A 19,860-nucleotide genomic window follows, 5' to 3' on the forward strand; every position below is an offset into this window, starting at 1 on the left:
GGGGGCTCACAGGATGTAAGTTACGCAGCCGGTGCCGCAGGACGCGGCGCACTTAGGCTGGGTTCCTAGATAGTCAGTCCAGCTATGCGGCAAAGTACGCCGCGTCGCCGGCCCGTCTTATGCCTGTCGCGTCTGGACGGCGCCCTACGCTTGGGCCTACAGGAAGTAGGTTATGCAGTCATTGCCACAGGACGTGGCGTACTTAGACTGCAATCCTTATTTAGAAAGGGGAATTTATATGAATTTTAAAGTGCCAAGAGGAACGCAGGACATTTTGCCAGCTGAAACATGGAAATGGCAACAAGCAGAAAAAATCATTAACGAAGTATGTGATATCTATCGTTATAAAGAAATCCGTACACCGATTTTTGAACAAACGGAATTATTTCAACGTCTTGTAGGTGAGACAACCGATGTCGTTCAAAAAGAGATGTATACCTTTATGGATAAAGGCGATCGTTCAATGACGCTGCGACCAGAAGGAACTGCAGCTGTTGTCCGCTCCTTCGTGGAGAATAAAATGTTCGGTTACCCAGATCAGCCTGTAAAGCTTTTCTACACGGGTCCAATGTTCCGTTATGAGCGTCAGCAAGCAGGACGTTATCGTCAATTCGTTCAATTTGGAGCAGAAGCAATCGGCAGTGCAGATCCTGCGATTGACGCAGAAGTGATTGCCTTGGCACTGGACGTCTATAAACGTGTGGGATTGACAAAGTTGAAACTTGTCATTAACTCACTAGGCGATACGGAGTGCAGAATTGCGCATCGCGAAGCGCTCATTGCACACTTCAACCCACATATTGAAGAATTCTGCTCTGACTGCCAGTCTAGATTAAGAAAGAATCCATTGCGCATACTGGACTGCAAAGTCGATAGCGGTAATCCGCTCATCGCTTCAGCTCCATCATTAGCTGACTATTTGAATGAAGCATCTGCTCAATACTTTGCAGATGTAAAAGGTTATCTCGACGATGCAGGAATTGCTTATGAAGTCGATGCAAATCTTGTGCGCGGTCTTGATTATTATAACCACACTGCTTTTGAAATTATGAGTACATCAGAAGGATTCGGAGCAATTACGACTTTGTGCGGCGGTGGAAGGTACAACGGTCTCGCTGAGGAAATCGGGGGACCTTCTGCACCTGGTATCGGTTTTGCAATGAGTATTGAGCGTTTGCTTCTTGCGATGGCGGCTGAAGGGAAGTCGTTTGAAGCTGAGCCAGTACTTGACGTTTATATCGTCACACTTGGGGAAACAGCACGTCGTCCAGGTTTTAAATTGCTTGGTGCACTTCGAGAAGCTGGCATTCGGTCAGATATGGATTATATGGACCGGAAAATGAAAGCGCAAATGAAATCGGCAGATAGGCTGAATGCTCGGACAGTCGTACTTATTGGTGAAGATGAAGTAGCTGAAGGCGTTGCTTTATTGAAAAATATGGCTGACGGTGTGCAAGTTAAAGTTCCTGTTAATGAATTGGTTCAAAAACTTAAAGAAACATTGATTGGCTAAGAGAGGCGGATGATGGTAATGAAACGTACACATTATAGTGGTGAATTGACAGAAGAGGTAATTGGACAAGCGGTTACATTACAAGGATGGGTTCAAAAAAGAAGAGATCTTGGGGGACTAATTTTCGTCGACGTACGGGACCGTTCAGGAATCGTTCAAGCAGTATTTAACCCAAGTTTTTCAAGCGAAGCAATTGTAACGGCGGACAAACTGCGCAATGAGTTCGTAATTGAGCTTACAGGTTTAGTTGTTGAGCGTGCAGATGGCCAGAAAAACCCGCTTTTGAAAACAGGTTCGATTGAAATTCAAGTTACTGAATTGAACATTGTGAATGAAGCGAAAAACCCGCCGTTCATGATTGAAGATGAGACAGACGTGAATGAAGAAATTAGACTAAAATATAGATATCTTGATTTACGTCGTCCAAAACTTGCCAATACGTTCAAAATGCGTTCAGATATCACTAAAACAGTTCGTAATTTCCTTGACGATGAAGGGTTTTTCGAAGTAGAAACGCCGATTCTAACAAAATCTACACCTGAAGGCGCGCGCGATTATCTTGTACCGAGCCGTGTTCACGAAGGCGAATTTTACGCACTGCCACAATCACCGCAACTATTTAAACAGATGCTGATGGTAGCTGGATTCGACCGTTATTATCAAATTGCACGTTGTTTCCGCGATGAAGACCTTCGTGCTGATCGCCAGCCCGAGTTCACTCAAATCGATATGGAAATGAGTTTCATGTCAATTGAAGAAATTATTGAGTTAAATGAACGAATGATGCAAAAGGTAATGAAAGATGTAAAAGGAATTGATGTTCAAATTCCATTTAAACGTCTGCCTTATGACGAAGCAATGGGACGCTATGGTTCAGATAAACCGGATACGCGATTCGCTTTGGAGCTGACAGATGTTTCTGACGTCGTTAAAGATTCTTCATTCAAAGTATTTACGGCAGCAATTGAGTCAGGTGGGCAAGTTAAGCTCATCAATGTAAAAGGAGTAGCAGATAGCTATTCTCGTAAGGACATCGACGCACTTGGCGAGTTTGCAGCAGTCTACGGTGCAAAAGGACTTGCTTGGTTGAAAGTCGATGCTGAAGGTCTCAAAGGGCCTATCGCGAAGTTCTTCGAAGGAGAAGAGGGCGAAGGATTAAAAGCTGCAGCGGATGCTGAAGTAGGAGATCTATTGCTGTTTGTAGCGGACAAAAATAAAGTTGTCGCAGATACATTAGGAGCACTACGTACTAAGCTCGGAAAAGATCACAACTTAATTGACGAATCGAAGTTCAACTTCCTTTGGGTGACTGAATGGCCTTTGTTCGAATATAACGAAGAAGCCCGTCGCTACCAGGCAGCACACCATCCATTTACAATGCCAGCAGATGTGGAAGAATTAGTAACAAGCCCTGAGACAGTTAAAGCACAAGCCTATGACCTTGTTTTAAATGGTTATGAACTTGGCGGTGGATCACTTCGAATTTACAAACGTGATGTCCAGGAAAAAATGTTTGAGGCTCTTGGATTCAGTAAGGAACAGGCGAACGAACAATTCGGATTCCTTCTTGAAGCATTTGACTATGGGACACCTCCGCATGGCGGGATTGCATTCGGTCTCGACCGTATTGTTATGTTGTTATCTGGTTCAACGAACTTGCGGGATACAATTGCATTTCCGAAAACAGCGAGTGCAAGTTGCTTGTTAACTTCAGCCCCTGACAGCGTTGATGATACTCAACTAGCTGAACTTGGAATCCGTGTGATGCCAAAAAGTAAACGGTAATCAGTTAAGTTAGAAAAGTGTGAAAAACATTTCTGTTAAATCGTTGAACTGACTAAAGATGTATGTTATTATACAAGTAATACGAATCCTGAAGTGTTCGTTATTTGCCAATCAGTTTTGACCGAACATTTTTTCGTCGGGAGTCCGTATTTCGAGTCGGATGACATGCCTTTAGTCGGGACCTCAAAAGGATCGGATAGGACACCCACCTGCTGATAGCGGGTTCAAAGCGATACTACAAAGACGGCACATTTGGGATTCGTTACTTACAATGATCATACACCCCTCTGACTTACGTGCGGAGGGGTTTTTTATTGGGGAAAATTATAGTTTTTTAAAATGAAGGGCGGAGTTTTTCTTGTTACATCAATTTTCACGAAATGAATTAGCCATAGGTACAGAAGGTGTAAATCGTATGCGGGACATGACTGTCGCGATACTTGGTGTTGGAGGAGTCGGCTCATTTGCTGCAGAAGCATGTGCGCGAAGCGGAATTGGCCGTATTATCCTCGTCGATAAGGACGATATTGACATCACAAATATTAATAGACAGCTCATTGCTAATTTGTCGACAGTCGGCCGTTCTAAAGCAGAAGTGATGAAAGAGCGCATTGCTGATATTAATACAGAGTGTGAAGTCATTTCTCTTCATATGTTTTATACGGAAGAGACAGCGGAAGAGTTTTTCAGTTACAAACCTGATTATGTCATCGATGCATCTGATACAATCATCTATAAAATTCATTTAATTAAAGAATGTGTTGCACGTAGCGTTAAAATTATATCGAGTATGGGTGCTGCTAATAAGATGGATCCAACGCGTTTCCAAATTGCAGATATTGCAAAGACGCATACAGATCCGGTTGCGAAAGTAATCCGTCGCAGACTTAAAAAAGAAGGTATTTATAAAGGAGTACCAGTGGTCTTTTCTGATGAAAGCCCGATTGTCGTCAGGCCGGAAGTTGTTTCCACAGTGGGTAAACCTGATGCCTTCATCCGCAAAGCAAAAATGCCACCTGCATCGAACGCATTCGTCCCATCTGTTGCCGGCCTCGTTTGCGCCAGTTGGGTAATGAATGATATCGTTGCGGATATTCCTATCCGGCGAGTGAAAGATAAAGTTATAACGGAAAGCGCCGTAGGGAGGGATTGAACTTCATCCCTCCTTGTTGCGAAACGACGTGGCGAACTTAGGCTGCAGTTCCTTTTTGGTTGTCACCAAAATATTACTAAGGTTATAATAGGGTGATTGCTTATGAAAGTGAACTTGGATTGCTAGAAAGGATGTTTATGTGTGAATAAAGTGTTAAAGGTATTTGTTTTTGGATTAGTTGCCCTCTTATTAACAGCATGCACCAATGTAGAAGCGAAACAGGGTATGACGGCACAAGACGTCTTTGAAAAAGCGAAAGAAGCATCTGCTAAATTGAAAAATGTGCGTACACAAATTTCTTATGATGATTTTTGGAAAACAACAGCACCTGAAGAAAGATATAGCGTGAAATATGAGATGACTTCGGATGCAATGTTACAACCAGAAATAGTTAAGCAAGACATAAAAGTGCGACCGCTACCGATAAATGGGGAACCATGGGATGCAGAAGTATATAAAGTAGATGGCCGTGTTTTCATCAAAGATACGCAAAAGAATGCATGGGAAGAGTTGCAGTCCGGTTCGATTGCCGAATTGTTCGGTTCGATGATTGAAACTGTTCAGCCGACACTGGATTTGGCATTTTTTAACGATTTCAAAAACGATTTTGTGTTAGAGCCGATTGACTACGGTTATAACTTAAGGCTGTCATTATCGAGAGAACAATATAAAGAACTAAAAAAAATACTATTCTTGTCTAACAACGGCAGTGAAACTGATCCGGATATATTGAACGGTGAGTTTCCACTTATTAATAAATCCGAAATTGTTATTGGAATCGATAGCAAAACATTCTATGTAACTGATTTCAAAATGACAATGGATACAACAACGTACTCAATGGTACAAGTTGATGGTAATTCCCACCGAGTTAAACAAACAATCAATGCAGTTTATAGCTACTACGATAATGTGGATGATGTAAAGGTTCCGGCAGAACTATTAGAAGCCGCGGCTAATTAAAAACCACTAAGCAAAAACCCTCCCAAAAGTTTTACTTTTAGGGAGGGTTTTGCACATTCAGTTATTTTGCTAAATAGTGAGTGATTGTCTCTTGGGATTATTTCACTGTTAATTCTGATGGTACGTATGATAGATTAAGACTATCCACTTTTAATTGGAATAAAATTGAACAAATCAACTAGGAGCGTTTATCATGCCGCTAACTTTTGCCCACCCGGCAGCCATACTTCCATTCACAAGAAAAAGTAAGTATATTAACTTTTCTGCACTCGTAATCGGAAGTATGGCTCCCGATTTTGAATATTTTTTGAAAGGTCGACCAATGGGGGAAATTGGACATACCTTTAATGGGTTCGTTTTGTTTAATTTACCCTTGGTGACATTCATTTATTTTATTTACCATATATTTGTACACCAAATTCTATTCAATCATTTACCGAGTTATCTACAAGATCCGTATGTTAAAAAAATAGATTCAACTTTTGGAGTGAAGATTGTTGTATTTTGTTATTCTGCGCTATTCGGTATGTTAACTCATGTTGTATGGGATTCTTTCACTCATATAAATGGATATGTGGTATTGAAATTCCCTGCTTTATTCACTCACGGCTATAGTATGTATGGTTTTACTATATCCTTGTATAAACTTTTGCAACATGGGAGTACATTATTTGGGCTAACAATGATTTTAGTTTACATGTATTATAGGGCTTTATCTCAAAGGAAACATAACGATACTCCTGTATCTTCTAAGCATAAACTTGTTTTTTGGTCTACTATATTCCTTTTAACAGGACTATTTGTATTCATATGGTATTTAATTTCCACTGTTTCGATTATCAGTTACGGGATATTGGTCGTTAGAATTATAGACTCTTTTTTCTTGAGTTTATTCCTAATTTCTATGTTGATAAAATATGTTCGACTTTAATTGTGATTTCCCGGATTTTAGAAAATTGAAGGTAAGTATAGATTCTGCAGAGCTCTATTTATTTAATCATAGGACATAAATAAATCAAAAAGTCGATTTCCTGTTTAGTAAGGAATTCGACTTTTTTGTTGCAATTCACTTTAATTGAACGGCATCATTTTTTAGTAAGCTTCTTCTTTTCGAGATAATCCCAAAGATAGTAAATAACCCAAAAAGTTAATACTACTAAAAATGAATAAGGTGAATACCTTTTTGGTAGATAGGTAATTAAAGCTATACCAAGAATCAAAAAAGGTGGCATAAGAATCCAGTACTTTTTGTTTTAAAACATATAGTCATCTCTTTCCTATTTAGAGTATAGCGCGGAAGTACGGAATTATCAGTAGTTAACACCAATTTTTTGTACAGGTAAACTAAAGTGAAAAGAGTGTTCATTATTAATATATGAAACTATTCAGTCATGATAACCGTACTAGTACTACAAGGATTTAATTAAATGGCGGGGGAAATTAGTTTTAAAAGACACAATGTTAAAAGTGACAGCAGATCTCGGACAAAACTTAAGATTGTTAATTCAGTAATGGGTGGCTTGTAAGATTTCTCCTTAATTCTAGTAACGGGTTTATTTCTACAACAAGTGGATATGCAATTTACTAACAAGTTAGGTTATGGAGGGAAACCAATGACAAGGTTTATTGACGATTTGGCTGGGTCTATCTATGATGTCTTTAAGTTTATTTTCAAGTGTATTTGTTATCTTATCGCAGGCATGTTAATTGTCGGAGTTCCACTTTATCTAATTGCTTTAGTATTTAATATGTTGCACTAACGGGTGTATTTCTATATCAATCGGGGACGCCCTGTAAACGCAGCTTTTAACAACAGGCTACGCATATATTGTAAAAGGGAGGAGATGTGATGCATTGGGTGATGTGGGTTTTCTGGGGTTTCATTGTAACATTACTTATAGGTTGCCATCTTGTGGATTTTTTAACTGGGAGAAAATATGATTTTATAGAACAGGAAAGGTCATTGAATCAGAACTCAGCGGGATCCGATACTTTACGAGAAGTGGCAAGGCATGACCAACAAAATGGACCGTTTTAATAAGTGCTATTCCAGTGTTGTGTAGTTAAGTGAAGTGTTGAAAGGGGGGGGCCTAAATTAAAAGGTTTCTATTATATCTCGTTTCCACTGTAGTTATGGGATTTATTCTTTATCTAGGAATGGGTTACCAAGTCCGATTAAGAGAAGAATCGGCAACAACATATAATTTAATGCCTTTTATACTATTTGCAACTATTTTCCCTGTTTTTATTGGATTTCTGTTACGTTTGCCTAAATTGATTATAGAGATTAAAGAAAAAAAGCAATGGTCGTTCGATTGGATTAAGGTTGCTGCAATTGGAATCCCGTCTCTATATTTAGCAATGATACCAATTCTGGCTATTTATTTCGGGATGAATTTGTTATTCGCAAAAGAATTTATGCAGTTAGGAGATACTACATTCACATCAATAGCCGGAATTGTATTTGGTTATGTTTTGTTAGACAGCTTAAAAAAATAACAAATCCTCAACTAACTATGTGTGTTTCTACAAATAAAGAAGCGTATTTTTACTAACAGGCAGTTGTGATGGAGATGAGTTGGAAGTGCCAATTTCGATTGCATCCCTCCAGTATGCGAGGAATACAGAAATGAGCATGAAGACTTAATTGTGGATATCAAATTCAAGAAAAACTGGCAGCCTATTCTCGATTAGATTATAGAGAACAGGCTGCCTAACTGGTGTTTTATATGCGTTTCATATCGCCAAGTAAATTCATTTAGAGTTGTTTTTACCTAATCACTTCTTTTTCCGAAATTCTTTCAATCGATCATAAATTGCGGCCATCTTTTTTTCCTCGCCTGCCATAACTGGATTGTAAAACTCTGTATTTTTTAATTTATCGGGTAAATATTGCTGGTTAGTCCAGCCTCCGAACGAACCGAGCGGTGTGTCATGCGGGTATTTGTAGCCGACGTGGCCGAGCTTTGCCGCCCCCGCATAATGTGCGTCCCGTAAATGTAATGGAATATCTCCGACTTTTCCCTCGTTGATTGCTTTTACAGCCGCATCGAATGCTTTATAAGCTGAATTCGATTTAGAGGCCAGGCACATTTCAATAACAGCGCTTGCGAGAGGGATACGCGCTTCTGGCATGCCAAGTTTCACCGCAGCTTCTGTAGCTGCCAGTACATGTGGCCCAACCTCTGGTGATGCTAATCCGACATCCTCATAGGCCATCACTAGCAAGCGCCTATTTACAGCTACTAAATCGCCAGTCTCGAGAAGATGTGCAAGATAATAGATAGCGGCATTGACATCACTGCCGCGGACCGATTTTTGAAGAGCAGACAATAAATTATAAAAATGCGAACCTTTTTTATCACCGAATAACCCGATGCGCCCAAGTAAGTTTTCAAGTAGCCAGTCTTCAATGACTATTTTGCCATCGACTTCATCACTTGCAGAAACGGCAGATTCAAGAACAGTTAACGCTTTGCGTGCATCTCCGTTGACGCCTTCTGCAATCAACGTAAGCTGATCAGTGGTTATGTCAATTACCATTTTTCCAAGCCCGCGTTCTTCATCCGACATGGCATTTTTGAGTACTTCCATTAAATCTTCAGGTTCTAATCTGGATAATTGCCGGATTTCACCGCATCTGGAACGTATGGCGGGGTTGACGTCGTGATAAGGATTTTCAGTTGTCGCTCCTATCAAGACGATTGCGCCACTTTCGACGTGTGGCAGTAATGTATCTTGCTGTAATTTATTGAAACGATGAATTTCATCTAAGAATAGTAGAACTTTCCCTGTAATTCGCGATTCTGCTACAACGTCTTCGACATCTTTCTTTCCCGAAACTGTCGCATTCATGGCGATGAAAGGCAGATTGCTAGTACCGGCAATTGCGTGTGCGAGTGACGTTTTACCGATTCCAGGTTCCCCGTATAACAACATAGAAGGAACATGTCCGTTTTTTATCATCCGGTAAAGTGCCGTCTTTTCACCGATAATATCCTTTTGTCCAGCAATTTCATCTATAGTCCTAGGGCGCATTCGAAACGCCAATGGTTCATTATGCAAAGAGCTCACTCCTTAGTACATCCGTCCTTCTATTATACACATTGGACAAACGCAAATCATTTTAAGGAAGCCTACGGGCCGGTTATGCTATAATATTTTGAAGCAATCGTAAAAAGGACGGGATAGATATGAAGATTTCTACAAAAGGTAGATATGGGTTAACAATTGTCGTTGAGCTCGGCTCTAAATTCGGAGAAGGTCCAGTACCGCTACGGAAAATTGCGGAAGAACAGAAATTGTCTGAAGCATATCTTGAGCAACTAATTCCACCGCTACGTAACAGTGGAATCGTGAAGAGTGTTCGCGGTGCTTATGGCGGATATATGCTGGCTAAGCCGCCGACAGAAATAACTGCAGGGGATGTTATCCGGATTCTTGAAGGACCTATCCAAGTTGTAGAGGGGCTAGAGGGATCTGATATTCCACAACAGGAACTTTGGAAACGAATTGGTGAAGCGGTACGCAGTGTCCTCGATACAACAACGATTGAAGATTTGATGAAATCTGGTGAAAAAGATGATCGCGATAGTTATATGTTTTACATTTAAAGGAGTCTTATTATGAAGAAAATTTATCTTGACCACGCGGCGACGACACCGGTTCATCCGGCAGTAATCGCTACTTATATAGAAACGCTTGAATCTACTTTCGGTAACCCTTCCAGCATCCATAGTTTTGGAAGAGAAGCGCGAAAATGTCTTGATGACGCACGTAGAACGCTGGCACTGTCCATTCATGCAGAGCCGTCGGAAATCATTTTCACGTCGGGCGGAACAGAAGCAGACAATACCGCGGTTTTTGGGGCTGTAATGGCGATGAAAGCTAGAGGTAACCATATTATCACGACGAATAGTGAGCATCACGCTGTTTTAAATCCATGTAAACAACTAGAACTGCTAGGTTTCGAAGTAACGTACTTGGAAGTCGATGAAAACGGACAAATAACTGCGGAGCAAGTGAAAAATGCACTGACGGACAAAACGGTTCTCGTCTCGATTATGTATGGCAATAACGAAGTGGGAACCATTCAGCCGATTCGTGAAATTGGGGCATTGCTGAAAGAACACCAAGCCGTTTTCCACACGGACGCTGTTCAAGCTTATGGAATCGTTCCACTTCATGTGGGTGAACTCGGCGTTGATCTGTTATCCGTTTCAGCTCATAAATTAAACGGTCCAAAAGGAATAGGTTTCCTTTATCAGCGTAAAGGACTTGATACAACACCAGTTCTTTTCGGCGGCGAACAGGAACGCAAACGGAGAGCAGGAACCGAAAATATTCCAGCAATTGTTGCTTTTGCTGAAGCGGTATTAATTGCGCAACAGGCGATGGAACAAAACACTGCAAATTATTCTAACTACGCGGCCATTATGATTGACGTGTTTGATCAAACAGATGTCACTTACGAAATGAACGTGAAAACTGCGGAAAAACTTCCGCAAATACTGAACATAAGCTTCCCGGGGACAGATATTGAATCACTTCTAGTGAATCTTGATATGGCAGGTATTGCCGTGTCCAGTGGGTCTGCATGCACTGCGGGTTCACTCGATCCGTCGCATGTTTTGACAGCCATGTTCGGTGAAGGTTCTTCCAAATTACGAAATTCGGTCCGATTTAGTTTTGGCCTCGGTCTTACAGAGGAAACGATTAAGGAAGCAGCCGAACTTACGGCTGAAATCGTCAAACGGTCTGTGAAATGAAACTATAAAGGATGAAAAATAGAATGAAAACAATTAAATCACCAGCAGAAACGCGCGTCGTAGTAGGAATGTCGGGCGGCGTAGATTCGTCCGTTGCAGCACTATTGCTGAAAGAACAAGGCTATGAAGTTATCGGTATTTTTATGAAAAACTGGGATGACACAGACGAATTTGGTGTCTGTACCGCGACTGAAGATTATGAAGATGTTATCAGTGTTTGTAATGATATCGGAATACCGTATTACGCGGTCAATTTCGAAAAACAATATTGGGATAAAGTATTTACGTATTTCCTTGAAGAATATAAAGCGGGGCGTACACCGAATCCTGATGTCATGTGTAATAAAGAAATCAAGTTTAAAGCGTTTCTAGAGCACGCAATGAGTCTTGGTGCAGATTATTTAGCAACGGGTCATTATGCACAAGTCGTAGAAGTAGATGGTGGCGTGTCAATGTTGCGCGGGAAAGATGCAAATAAAGACCAAACTTATTTCTTGAATCAATTAACACAAGATCAGCTACAAAAAGTAATGTTCCCGATTGGTAATATGGAAAAAAGTGCTGTACGTGAAAAAGCGGTTGAAGCAGGACTTTCGACAGCAGCGAAAAAGGATTCCACGGGTATTTGTTTCATAGGAGAACGGAATTTCAAGGAATTCCTTGGTCAATATCTTCCTGCTCAACCAGGAGATATGACGACGATGGAAGGCGAAACTGTAGGCCGTCATGATGGGCTTATGTACTATACAATTGGTCAGCGTCACGGCCTTGGAATTGGCGGAGCCGGAGAACCTTGGTTTGTTATCGGCAAGGACTTGAAAAAAAATGTCCTTCTAGTTGGTCAAAACTTCGATAACGATGCACTTTATTCCGACAGTTTGACAGCAATTGACGTCAGTTTTTCGACTGTACGTGAACTTCCGAAAACGTTCAGTTGTACAGCGAAATTCCGCTACCGTCAACCGGATACAAACGTTACAGTTGAAATGACTGAAGACGGACATGCAATCGTCCACTTTGCACAACCAGTGCGTGCAATTACACCTGGACAAGCCGTCGTTTTCTATGACGGAGACGAATGTCTTGGCGGGGGAACAATCGATACAGTTTTCAAAAACGGCAAACAACTTGACTATGTTGGATAAGGGGAAGTTAACTATGGAATACAATGAAATTGGAATCGCCGCATTACAGAATGGCGAATATGAAAAAGCAGTCGAATCATTTATGCAAGGTGTCGAGAAGGAACCTGAAAATGCAGTCGGTTATATCAATTTAGGGAATGTTTTTGCTTCACTTGGAGATGCTGAAAGGGCAGAACCGTTTTTCCAAAAGGCGATTACGCTTGATGCTGAAGCTGGCACTGCGTTTTACGGTCTTGCCAATCTTTATTACAATAAAGATCGTTTTGAGGAGGCGGCAAAGTTATATGAAAAAGCAATCCGTCAAGGTGTTGAAGAGGCGGACGCATATTTCATGCTCGGGAAGAGTCTCGAACGTTCGAGTAATGAGAAATTAGCGTTGCCTTATTTGCAACGGGCGACAGAACTGGCACCGGATGATCTTGAAATCCGGTTATCATACGGGATTGTTCTCGCTAATTTGGAGTTATTTAAAGAAGCTGGGAATGAATTTAAATTCATCATCGAACAGGACGACGCAAGTGCCGATGCACATTATAACCTAGGTTTTTTATATGCAGTGTCGACAGAACAGAAACAAGATGCGCTTGATCATCTTGAAAAAGCATTCACAATCGATCCAGAGCATATTCAGGCACGCTATATATATGACATGATCAAGCTGGGCGAAGAAGGAAAATAAGAAGGGGTGGCGGTGATGGAAGGGAACAACATGGCGGGAAATGCGGATGAAATCTTTTTGATTGGACGACCAGTCGTGACAATCTTCCATAACCCCGACAGCCTTTTTACAATCGCGAAATTAAAAGTTCGTGAAACCAATAGTGGGAATGAAGATAAAGAAATCATCGTTAAAGGCAGTTTTCCACAGCTAAATCCGGAAGATGACTACAAATTCACAGGTAAGCTCGTTACTCACCCGACATATGGTGCGCAGTTCGATGTGCATACTTTTTCGAAAGAGATGCCTGCAACTGAAACAGGGCTGGTCCATTATTTGTCAGGTGATTTGTTTCCGGGCATCGGGATGAAAACAGCTCAAACAATTGTCAAAAAGCTCGGCAAGGATGCTATTAAAAAGATCCTTGACGATCCATCTGTCCTTGGTACGGTACCAAAGTTATCCGATGAGAGAAAAGAAACGATTGTCTCTGTCCTCGAACAAAATATGGGGCTTGAGCGGACAATTATCCAATTGAATGAATGGGGATTCGGACCGCAAATTGCTATGCGTATTTATCAAAAGTATCGTGAAGAATCGGTTTCATTGCTGACTGAAAATCCGTATCGGCTTATTGAAGAAATCGAAGGGGTAGGCTTCCAGCGTGCGGACGAACTCGGTAAGAATCTAGGTATTACAGGAAACCATCCTTCAAGAATCAAAGCAGCCATTCTTCATTCGATGAACCAGGCCGTGCAATCAGCGGGTCATGTATACGTTGAAGCGGAAGCCGTTATGCCTGATGTCAAACGTCTGCTAGAAATGAGCCAGCGCATTGACATACCATTTGCTGATATTTCCCAGGCAATTATTGTGCTTGTCGAGGAAGGGAAACTATCTGCTGAAGAACGAAGATTATACATACCTTCCCTATACTTTTCAGAAATCGGCATCGCTGCGAAGCTAGAGCGGATTATGGAAAATGACACAGCGGATCAATTTCCTGTGTCTGAAATAAGAAAAGCGGTTGGGGAAGTGGAAGAGCGGCTCGGCGTCAATTATGCGGAGACGCAAGTGGCAGCGATTGAAACTGCGCTTCATTCGCCATTAATGATCTTAACGGGAGGTCCCGGAACCGGGAAAACGACTGTTATTCGTGGTTTTGTCGAAGTCTATGCAGAACTTCATGGATTATCGCTCGATCCTAAAGAGTATGCCAAAAAGAAAGAACCCTTTCCGATTGTGTTAGCCGCGCCGACTGGACGTGCAGCTAAGCGTATGTCGGAATCAACTGGATTACCTGCGATGACAATTCACCGGTTGCTTGGATTCAATGGGCAAGAAAAGGATGAAGAGACAGAGCGGGAAGTTGAAGGTCGCCTCATTATTATCGATGAAATGTCGATGGTCGATACATGGCTCGCTCATCAGCTATTAAAGGCGCTTGCCAATGATGTCCAATTGCTATTTGTTGGGGACCAAGACCAGCTACCGCCTGTAGGACCCGGTCAAGTGCTTCGAGATATGCTAGATTCTGGCAAAGTTCCTGTCATTGAGCTGACTGAAGTATTCCGTCAAAGTGAAGGCTCGTCAATTATTGAGATGGCTCATATGATTAAGAGGTCAGAATGGACAGACGACATTACGAAGAAAACATCGGATCGTTCATTTATCAAAGCGGGCAGCGATCGAATACTCGAAGTTGTCCAGCAAGTTGTGAAAAATGCCATTGCCAAAGGCCACCCTATTAAAGATATCCAAGTTCTTGCACCGATGTATAGGGGGCCGGCGGGAATTGATGGTTTAAACAAAATGATTCAAGAAATGGTCAATCCGCCAGGACCGAAACGCAAAGAAGTTGTTTTTGGTGAAGCGATTTACCGAATTGGTGATAAAGTGCTACAGCTTGTCAATCAACCTGAGAGTAATGTTTTCAACGGTGATATGGGTGAAGTCATTGCGATTATCAAAGCGAAAGAAACCATCGATAAAAAAGAATTGCTAGTGGTTTCGTACGATGGCATTGAAGTCACCTATGAACGCAATGATCTCAACCAGCTGACACTTGCTTATTGCTGTTCGATTCATAAATCCCAGGGCAGTGAGTTCCCGATTGTTATAATGCCGATCGTCCGTGGTCATCGTAAAATGCTACGACGTAATTTGCTGTATACAGGCATCACTCGTGCGAAAAACTTCCTTATCCTCTGCGGTGAGCCTGAAGAGTTCAGGGCGGGTATCGCGCGAACGGACGAATTGGAAAGACAGACGACGCTGAAAGAACGTCTAAATGGCGATGTCGTTGAACCGGTGGCTGCAGAGGCTTCAGAACACAAAAATGCAGAGGTTTCTAATGAGTCGAATGTAAGTTCGATGGATTCGAAATCGATCATTTTTGCACTTACCATGGATACTTTCCTGACAATTGATCCGCTGATTGGCATGAAAGGGGTAACCCCATATGAATTTCTTGAAGCTTCAGATTGACAATAAGGCGGAACTTTTCTATAATCCAATTAGAAATGCTGATTCGAGACAAACCAATCATATGTAATACGTTGACGGAGAAAGTAGGCAAGTTTACTCGTCCAGAAAGGAGCCCCTTGGCTGAAAGGGTTCTCGAGAAAAAATGTTGAAAAGCTACTCCTGAGTGCAGCTCATTCCTGCCGTCCGCCGCGTTAAGGCAACCAGAGATGCCGGATTCAATTAGTCCGGTAATTAGGGTGGTACCGCGAGACTAAAATCTTCGTCCCTTGCATTAGGGGCGGGGATTTTTTTGCGCCCGCAGGACGCGGGTGTGCAGCCTTTGCGACAGGACGTCGCGCACTTAGGCTGCGTTCCTTTGATTGCAATTAGAATTTCGAAGTTGCAATTACGTTTCCCGAGTTGCAATTAGAAATCAAAAGTTGCAATAAGAAGCTACCACCCGAAATCTACACGTTTTCAATTAAAAAGGAGGATTCACTCATGAAAAAACTAACAACGTCACAAATTCGTAACATGTTTTTGGACTACTTCAAGGAACACGGTCACAGTGTTGAACCGTCTGCACCACTTGTACCAATCGATGATGCATCACTTCTTTGGATTAACAGCGGTGTTGCAACGCTAAAAAAATACTTTGATGGACGCGTAGTTCCGACAAATCCACGTATCGTCAATGCACAAAAATCAATCCGTACAAATGATATTGAAAACGTTGGGAAAACAGCACGTCACCATACATTTTTCGAAATGCTAGGCAACTTCTCAATTGGGGATTATTTCAAAGAAGAAGCAATCGTCCATGCGTGGGAATTTCTAACAAATGAAAAGTGGATTGGTTTTGATCCAGAACTCCTATCCATCACAATCCACCCAGAAGATGAAGAAGCATATATGATTTGGCGTGATAAGGTTGGTATTGCAGAAGATCGTATCATCCGTCTTGAAGGAAACTTCTGGGACATCGGGGAAGGTCCTAGTGGTCCGAACTCAGAGATTTTCTACGACCGTGGACCGGCATACGGCGATGATTTCTCTGATCCCGAACTATATCCAGGTGGGGAAAATGAACGTTACCTAGAAATTTGGAACCTAGTATTCTCGGAATTTAACCATAATCCGGATAATACATATACACCTTTGCCGAAAAAGAACATCGATACAGGGATGGGTCTTGAGCGGATGGCATCCGTCATCCAAAACGTTCCGACCAACTTCGATACGGATCTTTTCATCCCAATCATGCATGCCATCGAAAAGTTTTCCGAAGAGAAATATGGTGCAGATGAACAAAAAGATATGGCATTCAAAGTAATTGCTGACCATATTCGTACAGTTGCTTTCGCAATTGGTGACGGAGCACTTCCGTCCAATGAAGGCCGCGGTTATGTGCTTAGAAGATTGCTGCGCAGAGCCGTTCGTTTTGCGAAACAGCTTGGCATCAACAAGCCGTTTATGTTCGAACTTGTACCAGTTGTAGGAGAAATCATGCAAGACTTCTATCCCGAAGTGACTGACAAGAAAGAGTTCATCATGAAAGTTATTAAAAACGAAGAGGAACGCTTCCATGAAACGTTAACGGATGGAATGACAATCCTTTCTGGTGTGATCGACACTGCAAAATCATCTGGAACCCCTATCGTTCCAGGAGCTATCGCATTCCGTCTCTATGACACATATGGCTTCCCGTTCGAGTTGACAGAAGAATTCGCTGAAGAAGCAGGGGTTACTGTTGATCGGGCTGGGTTCGATTCGGAAATGGACAGCCAACGTAAGCGTGCGCGTGCAGCTCGTCAAGACGTCGATTCTATGCATGTTCAGTCGGGCGTGCTTGGTGAAATTCACGATTCAAGCGAATTCATTGGGTACAATCAACTGCAATGCGATGCAACAGTTGTCGCACTTTTACAGGCAGGTACATTAGTTGACACTGCATCGGAAGGTGACGAAATTCAATTCATCTTGGATCGCACTCCATTCTACGCGGAAAGTGGCGGACAAGTAGCGGATAATGGAACAATTAGCGGCGAAACATTTGTTGCAGATATCAAAGACGTACAGAAGGCACCTAACGGTCAAAACTTGCATACGGCAATCATTCGTTCAGGTGAAATGCATAAAGGTGCAGCCGTTCAAGCGGAAGTGAACCAAGAGGCCCGCAAACTAACGGTTCGAAATCACACGGCGACGCATCTTCTTCACAAAGCATTGAAAGAAGTACTTGGGGAACATGTTAACCAGGCAGGTTCTTACGTCGGTCCTGACCGTCTTCGTTTCGACTTCTCGCATTTTGGTCAAGTGACGAAAGAAGAGCTTGAGAAAATCGAACAGATTGTCAATCAAAAAGTCTGGGAAGACATCGCTGTCGATATTGCAGAAAGACCGATTGACGAAGCCAAAAAACTTGGTGCAATGGCGCTCTTCGGTGAAAAATATGGCAAAGTGGTTCGCGTTGTTTCAGTTGGAGATTACTCATTGGAGCTTTGTGGAGGCTGTCACGTCGCTTCAACGTCTGTTATCGGTTTGTTCAAACTTGTATCTGAAAGTGGAATCGGTGCAGGCACACGACGCATTGAAGCACTTACGGGGCAGATGGCCTACCGTTCATTCAAAGATGAAGAGGAAGTACTGGTTAACGCTGCAAGCCTTTTAAAATCGAATCCAAAAGACGTCGTGGCGAAAATTGGGTCAGTGTTAGCTGATATGAAAGAACTTCAACGTGAAAATGAATCACTATCTGCTAAACTTGGAAACAGTCAAGTGGCGGATATCATGGCTTCTGCGCAGCAAATCGATGACGTTACAGTTATCTCTGCACGTGTGGATGTGAAAGATAATAATGGCCTACGCCAGATGATGGACGAAATGAAACAGAAGTTATCAAAAGGAATCATTGTCCTAGGTGCAGCGGCAGACGGCAAAGTTATGCTAGTATCAGGCGTGACAGAAGATTTAAAATCAGGGAACTATCATGCAGGGAAGATCGTCAATCACGTAGCTACACAATGCGATGGAAAAGGCGGAGGTCGCCCAGATATGGCAATGGCAGGTGCAAAAGATGTGTCTAAACTTGATGATGCCCTACAATCCGTGTATGATTATGTCAAATCTGTTTAACTGGTGAATCAAATCGGGTATAATTAGAAATGTAATTATATCCGATTCATAAAACGGATGATCTGAAAGCGGGGTGTCGATTATGGAATCATACGATAAGACGATGAAATTTAACTTTCCTGAAGAGTCAATGGAGCAAGAAGTAAAGCAGGTTATGCTTCATGTGCACAAGGCACTTGACGAAAAGGGCTACAGTCCAATTAATCAGATTGTAGGTTATCTTCTTTCGGGCGATCCAGCTTATATACCACGTCATGACGATGCACGTAATTTGATCCGAAAGTTGGAACGGGACGAGATCCTAGAAGAACTTGTGAAGTTTTACGTTCGTGAAAACGGAGGGAAAACAAAGTGAGAACAATGGGGTTGGATGTTGGATCCAAAACGGTTGGCATCGCGATCAGTGATGCCCTTGGGTGGACTGCTCAGGGCATTGAAACAGTTAAGGTCGATGAAGGTGCTGGCCACTTTGGCATGGAAAGAATCCAGGAACTCGTGAAAGAATACGAAGTAAGCGGATTTGTGGTAGGATTCCCTAAGAACATGAATAATACAGTCGGACCAAGAGGGGTAGCATCTCAAGATTATGCTGAACTTTTGAAACAAACATTCGGCTTTCCTGTTGCGTTGTGGGACGAGCGATTGACGACGATGGCAGCGGAACGTGTGCTAATCGATGCAGATGTCAGTCGTAAGAAAAGAAAGACTGTTATCGATAAGATGGCAGCAATCATGATACTCCAAGGGTATCTTGATTCAAAAAACAGATGAGGTGATCGTAATGGAACACGGACAAGAAACAATGACGATTGTAGATGAAAACGGCGAGGAACACGTATGTGAAGTAATCTTCACATTTGATTCAGAGGAATTTGGTAAGTCATATGTACTTTATCATGTACTTGATGGACAAGAAGAGGATGAAGACGGCGAAGTCGAAATTCATGCATCTGCTTTCGTACCATCTGAAGACAATGAAGACGGCGAATTGATGCCGATCGAAGACGACGCAGAATGGGAAATGATTGAAGAAATGTTGAACACGTTCCTTGCAGAAGAGGACGAAGAAGACGAAGAAGAGTAAATTATATGTGCACGGACGGGACGGTGCGGTACAGGCCGTTCCGTTTTTTCATTGTGAGATAAGAAAGTGTAGGTTTAGAACCTTTAGCGGTGTCTAGACTCCAGGCGCCAGCCGCTCGGGTCATAAGCAATCCAGCTATGTGGCAAAGAGCGCCACGTCGCTGGATCGACTTATGCCCGTCGCGGGCCTA

18 protein-coding genes, 1 other RNA gene and 1 other annotated feature are annotated in these 19,860 nt (G+C 42.2%); of the genes, 18 read left to right on the forward strand and 1 reads right to left on the reverse strand.

What is annotated here, in order from left to right; all coding sequences use genetic code 11:
- Positions 1-238: 238 nt before the first annotated feature.
- From hisS to I2483_RS19490, 9 genes are all read left to right on the forward strand, one after another.
- The gene (gene hisS, locus I2483_RS16440; RefSeq protein WP_207278178.1) at positions 239-1,513 is read left to right on the forward strand and encodes a histidine--tRNA ligase; all 1,275 of its coding nucleotides are present in this window, start codon (positions 239-241) and stop codon (positions 1,511-1,513) included.
- Between the two features lie 18 nt (positions 1,514-1,531).
- Positions 1,532-3,298 carry an aspartate--tRNA ligase gene (gene aspS, locus I2483_RS16445; protein WP_207278179.1) on the forward strand — a complete coding sequence of 589 codons (1,767 nt, stop codon included), beginning with the start codon at positions 1,532-1,534 and terminating at the stop codon, positions 3,296-3,298.
- Between the two features lie 82 nt (positions 3,299-3,380).
- A non-coding RNA gene (ssrS, locus tag I2483_RS16450) (6S RNA) lies at positions 3,381-3,561 on the forward strand.
- A gap of 95 nt (positions 3,562-3,656) precedes the next feature.
- Positions 3,657-4,451 (forward strand): tRNA threonylcarbamoyladenosine dehydratase, encoded by a 795-nt coding sequence (locus tag I2483_RS16455; protein WP_186668624.1) that lies wholly within the window; start codon positions 3,657-3,659, stop codon positions 4,449-4,451.
- A gap of 141 nt (positions 4,452-4,592) precedes the next feature.
- A complete protein-coding gene (locus I2483_RS16460) occupies positions 4,593-5,414 on the forward strand; it encodes a DUF6612 family protein (RefSeq protein WP_207278180.1) in 822 nt (273 codons plus the stop codon).
- A 193-nt stretch (positions 5,415-5,607) separates the two neighbouring features.
- Positions 5,608-6,345 carry a DUF4184 family protein gene (locus I2483_RS16465; protein ID WP_207278181.1) on the forward strand — a complete coding sequence of 246 codons (738 nt, stop codon included), beginning with the start codon at positions 5,608-5,610 and terminating at the stop codon, positions 6,343-6,345.
- Between the two features lie 682 nt (positions 6,346-7,027).
- A complete protein-coding gene (locus I2483_RS16470; RefSeq protein ID WP_207278182.1) occupies positions 7,028-7,174 on the forward strand; it encodes a hypothetical protein in 147 nt (48 codons plus the stop codon).
- 89 nt (positions 7,175-7,263) lie between these two features.
- Positions 7,264-7,452, forward strand: coding sequence for a hypothetical protein (locus tag I2483_RS16475; RefSeq protein WP_207278183.1), 189 nt, complete (start codon positions 7,264-7,266; stop codon positions 7,450-7,452).
- Positions 7,453-7,679: 227 nt separating this feature from the next.
- Positions 7,680-7,913: a hypothetical protein gene (locus I2483_RS19490; protein WP_255550489.1), complete on the forward strand. Its 234-nt coding sequence runs from the start codon at positions 7,680-7,682 to the stop codon at positions 7,911-7,913.
- 279 nt (positions 7,914-8,192) lie between these two features.
- Here I2483_RS19490 and I2483_RS16485 read toward each other — a convergent pair whose 3' ends face one another.
- Positions 8,193-9,479, reverse strand: coding sequence for a replication-associated recombination protein A (locus I2483_RS16485; protein WP_207278184.1), 1,287 nt, complete (start codon positions 9,477-9,479; stop codon positions 8,193-8,195).
- A gap of 128 nt (positions 9,480-9,607) precedes the next feature.
- On the opposite strand from I2483_RS16485, the gene cymR reads away from it, so the two are divergent.
- From cymR to I2483_RS16530, 9 genes are all read left to right on the forward strand, one after another.
- Positions 9,608-10,027, forward strand: a complete 420-nt coding sequence (gene cymR / locus I2483_RS16490; RefSeq protein WP_186668635.1) for a cysteine metabolism transcriptional regulator CymR — start codon at positions 9,608-9,610, stop codon at positions 10,025-10,027.
- A 12-nt stretch (positions 10,028-10,039) separates the two neighbouring features.
- Positions 10,040-11,182 carry a cysteine desulfurase family protein gene (locus tag I2483_RS16495; RefSeq protein ID WP_207278185.1) on the forward strand — a complete coding sequence of 381 codons (1,143 nt, stop codon included), beginning with the start codon at positions 10,040-10,042 and terminating at the stop codon, positions 11,180-11,182.
- A 23-nt stretch (positions 11,183-11,205) separates the two neighbouring features.
- On the forward strand, positions 11,206-12,327 hold the full coding sequence (mnmA, locus tag I2483_RS16500) for a tRNA 2-thiouridine(34) synthase MnmA (protein WP_207278186.1): 1,122 nt from the start codon (positions 11,206-11,208) through the stop codon (positions 12,325-12,327).
- Between the two features lie 13 nt (positions 12,328-12,340).
- Positions 12,341-13,006 carry a tetratricopeptide repeat protein gene (locus tag I2483_RS16505; protein WP_207278187.1) on the forward strand — a complete coding sequence of 222 codons (666 nt, stop codon included), beginning with the start codon at positions 12,341-12,343 and terminating at the stop codon, positions 13,004-13,006.
- 15 nt (positions 13,007-13,021) lie between these two features.
- Positions 13,022-15,472: an SF1B family DNA helicase RecD2 gene (gene recD2, locus I2483_RS16510; RefSeq protein WP_255550490.1), complete on the forward strand. Its 2,451-nt coding sequence runs from the start codon at positions 13,022-13,024 to the stop codon at positions 15,470-15,472.
- A gap of 62 nt (positions 15,473-15,534) precedes the next feature.
- Positions 15,535-15,742, forward strand: a binding site (T-box leader).
- A gap of 210 nt (positions 15,743-15,952) precedes the next feature.
- Positions 15,953-18,586 carry an alanine--tRNA ligase gene (alaS, locus tag I2483_RS16515; RefSeq protein WP_207278188.1) on the forward strand — a complete coding sequence of 878 codons (2,634 nt, stop codon included), beginning with the start codon at positions 15,953-15,955 and terminating at the stop codon, positions 18,584-18,586.
- An 82-nt stretch (positions 18,587-18,668) separates the two neighbouring features.
- On the forward strand, positions 18,669-18,941 hold the full coding sequence (locus I2483_RS16520; RefSeq protein WP_186668645.1) for an IreB family regulatory phosphoprotein: 273 nt from the start codon (positions 18,669-18,671) through the stop codon (positions 18,939-18,941).
- Positions 18,938-19,357, forward strand: coding sequence for a Holliday junction resolvase RuvX (gene ruvX / locus I2483_RS16525; protein WP_207278189.1), 420 nt, complete (start codon positions 18,938-18,940; stop codon positions 19,355-19,357). The genes I2483_RS16520 and ruvX overlap by 4 nt, the downstream gene beginning before the upstream one ends.
- 10 nt (positions 19,358-19,367) lie before the next feature.
- Entirely contained in the window at positions 19,368-19,670 is a 303-nt protein-coding gene (locus I2483_RS16530; RefSeq protein WP_207278190.1) for a DUF1292 domain-containing protein, read from the forward strand.
- The last annotated feature ends 190 nt before the right edge of the window (positions 19,671-19,860 follow it).

The organism is Sporosarcina sp. E16_3, assembly GCF_017347125.1.
In the GTDB taxonomy this organism is placed as follows: Bacteria; Bacillota; Bacilli; order Bacillales_A; family Planococcaceae; genus Sporosarcina.

Excerpts from the sequence above, each read along its gene's own strand:
- recD2 (WP_255550490.1), top strand. The coding sequence starts at position 13,022 with ATGGAAGGGAACAACATGGCGGGAAATGCGGATGAAATCTTTTTGATT.
- mnmA (WP_207278186.1), top strand. The coding sequence starts at position 11,206 with ATGAAAACAATTAAATCACCAGCAGAAACGCGCGTCGTAGTAGGAATG.
- I2483_RS16470 (WP_207278182.1), top strand. The coding sequence starts at position 7,028 with ATGACAAGGTTTATTGACGATTTGGCTGGGTCTATCTATGATGTCTTT.
- I2483_RS16465 (WP_207278181.1), top strand. The coding sequence starts at position 5,608 with ATGCCGCTAACTTTTGCCCACCCGGCAGCCATACTTCCATTCACAAGA.
- hisS (WP_207278178.1), top strand. The coding sequence starts at position 239 with ATGAATTTTAAAGTGCCAAGAGGAACGCAGGACATTTTGCCAGCTGAA.
- alaS (WP_207278188.1), top strand. The coding sequence starts at position 15,953 with ATGAAAAAACTAACAACGTCACAAATTCGTAACATGTTTTTGGACTAC.
- I2483_RS16530 (WP_207278190.1), top strand. The coding sequence starts at position 19,368 with ATGGAACACGGACAAGAAACAATGACGATTGTAGATGAAAACGGCGAG.
- I2483_RS16495 (WP_207278185.1), top strand. The coding sequence starts at position 10,040 with ATGAAGAAAATTTATCTTGACCACGCGGCGACGACACCGGTTCATCCG.
- aspS (WP_207278179.1), top strand. The coding sequence starts at position 1,532 with ATGAAACGTACACATTATAGTGGTGAATTGACAGAAGAGGTAATTGGA.
- I2483_RS16505 (WP_207278187.1), top strand. The coding sequence starts at position 12,341 with ATGGAATACAATGAAATTGGAATCGCCGCATTACAGAATGGCGAATAT.
- cymR (WP_186668635.1), top strand. The coding sequence starts at position 9,608 with ATGAAGATTTCTACAAAAGGTAGATATGGGTTAACAATTGTCGTTGAG.
- I2483_RS16520 (WP_186668645.1), top strand. The coding sequence starts at position 18,669 with ATGGAATCATACGATAAGACGATGAAATTTAACTTTCCTGAAGAGTCA.
- I2483_RS16475 (WP_207278183.1), top strand. The coding sequence starts at position 7,264 with ATGCATTGGGTGATGTGGGTTTTCTGGGGTTTCATTGTAACATTACTT.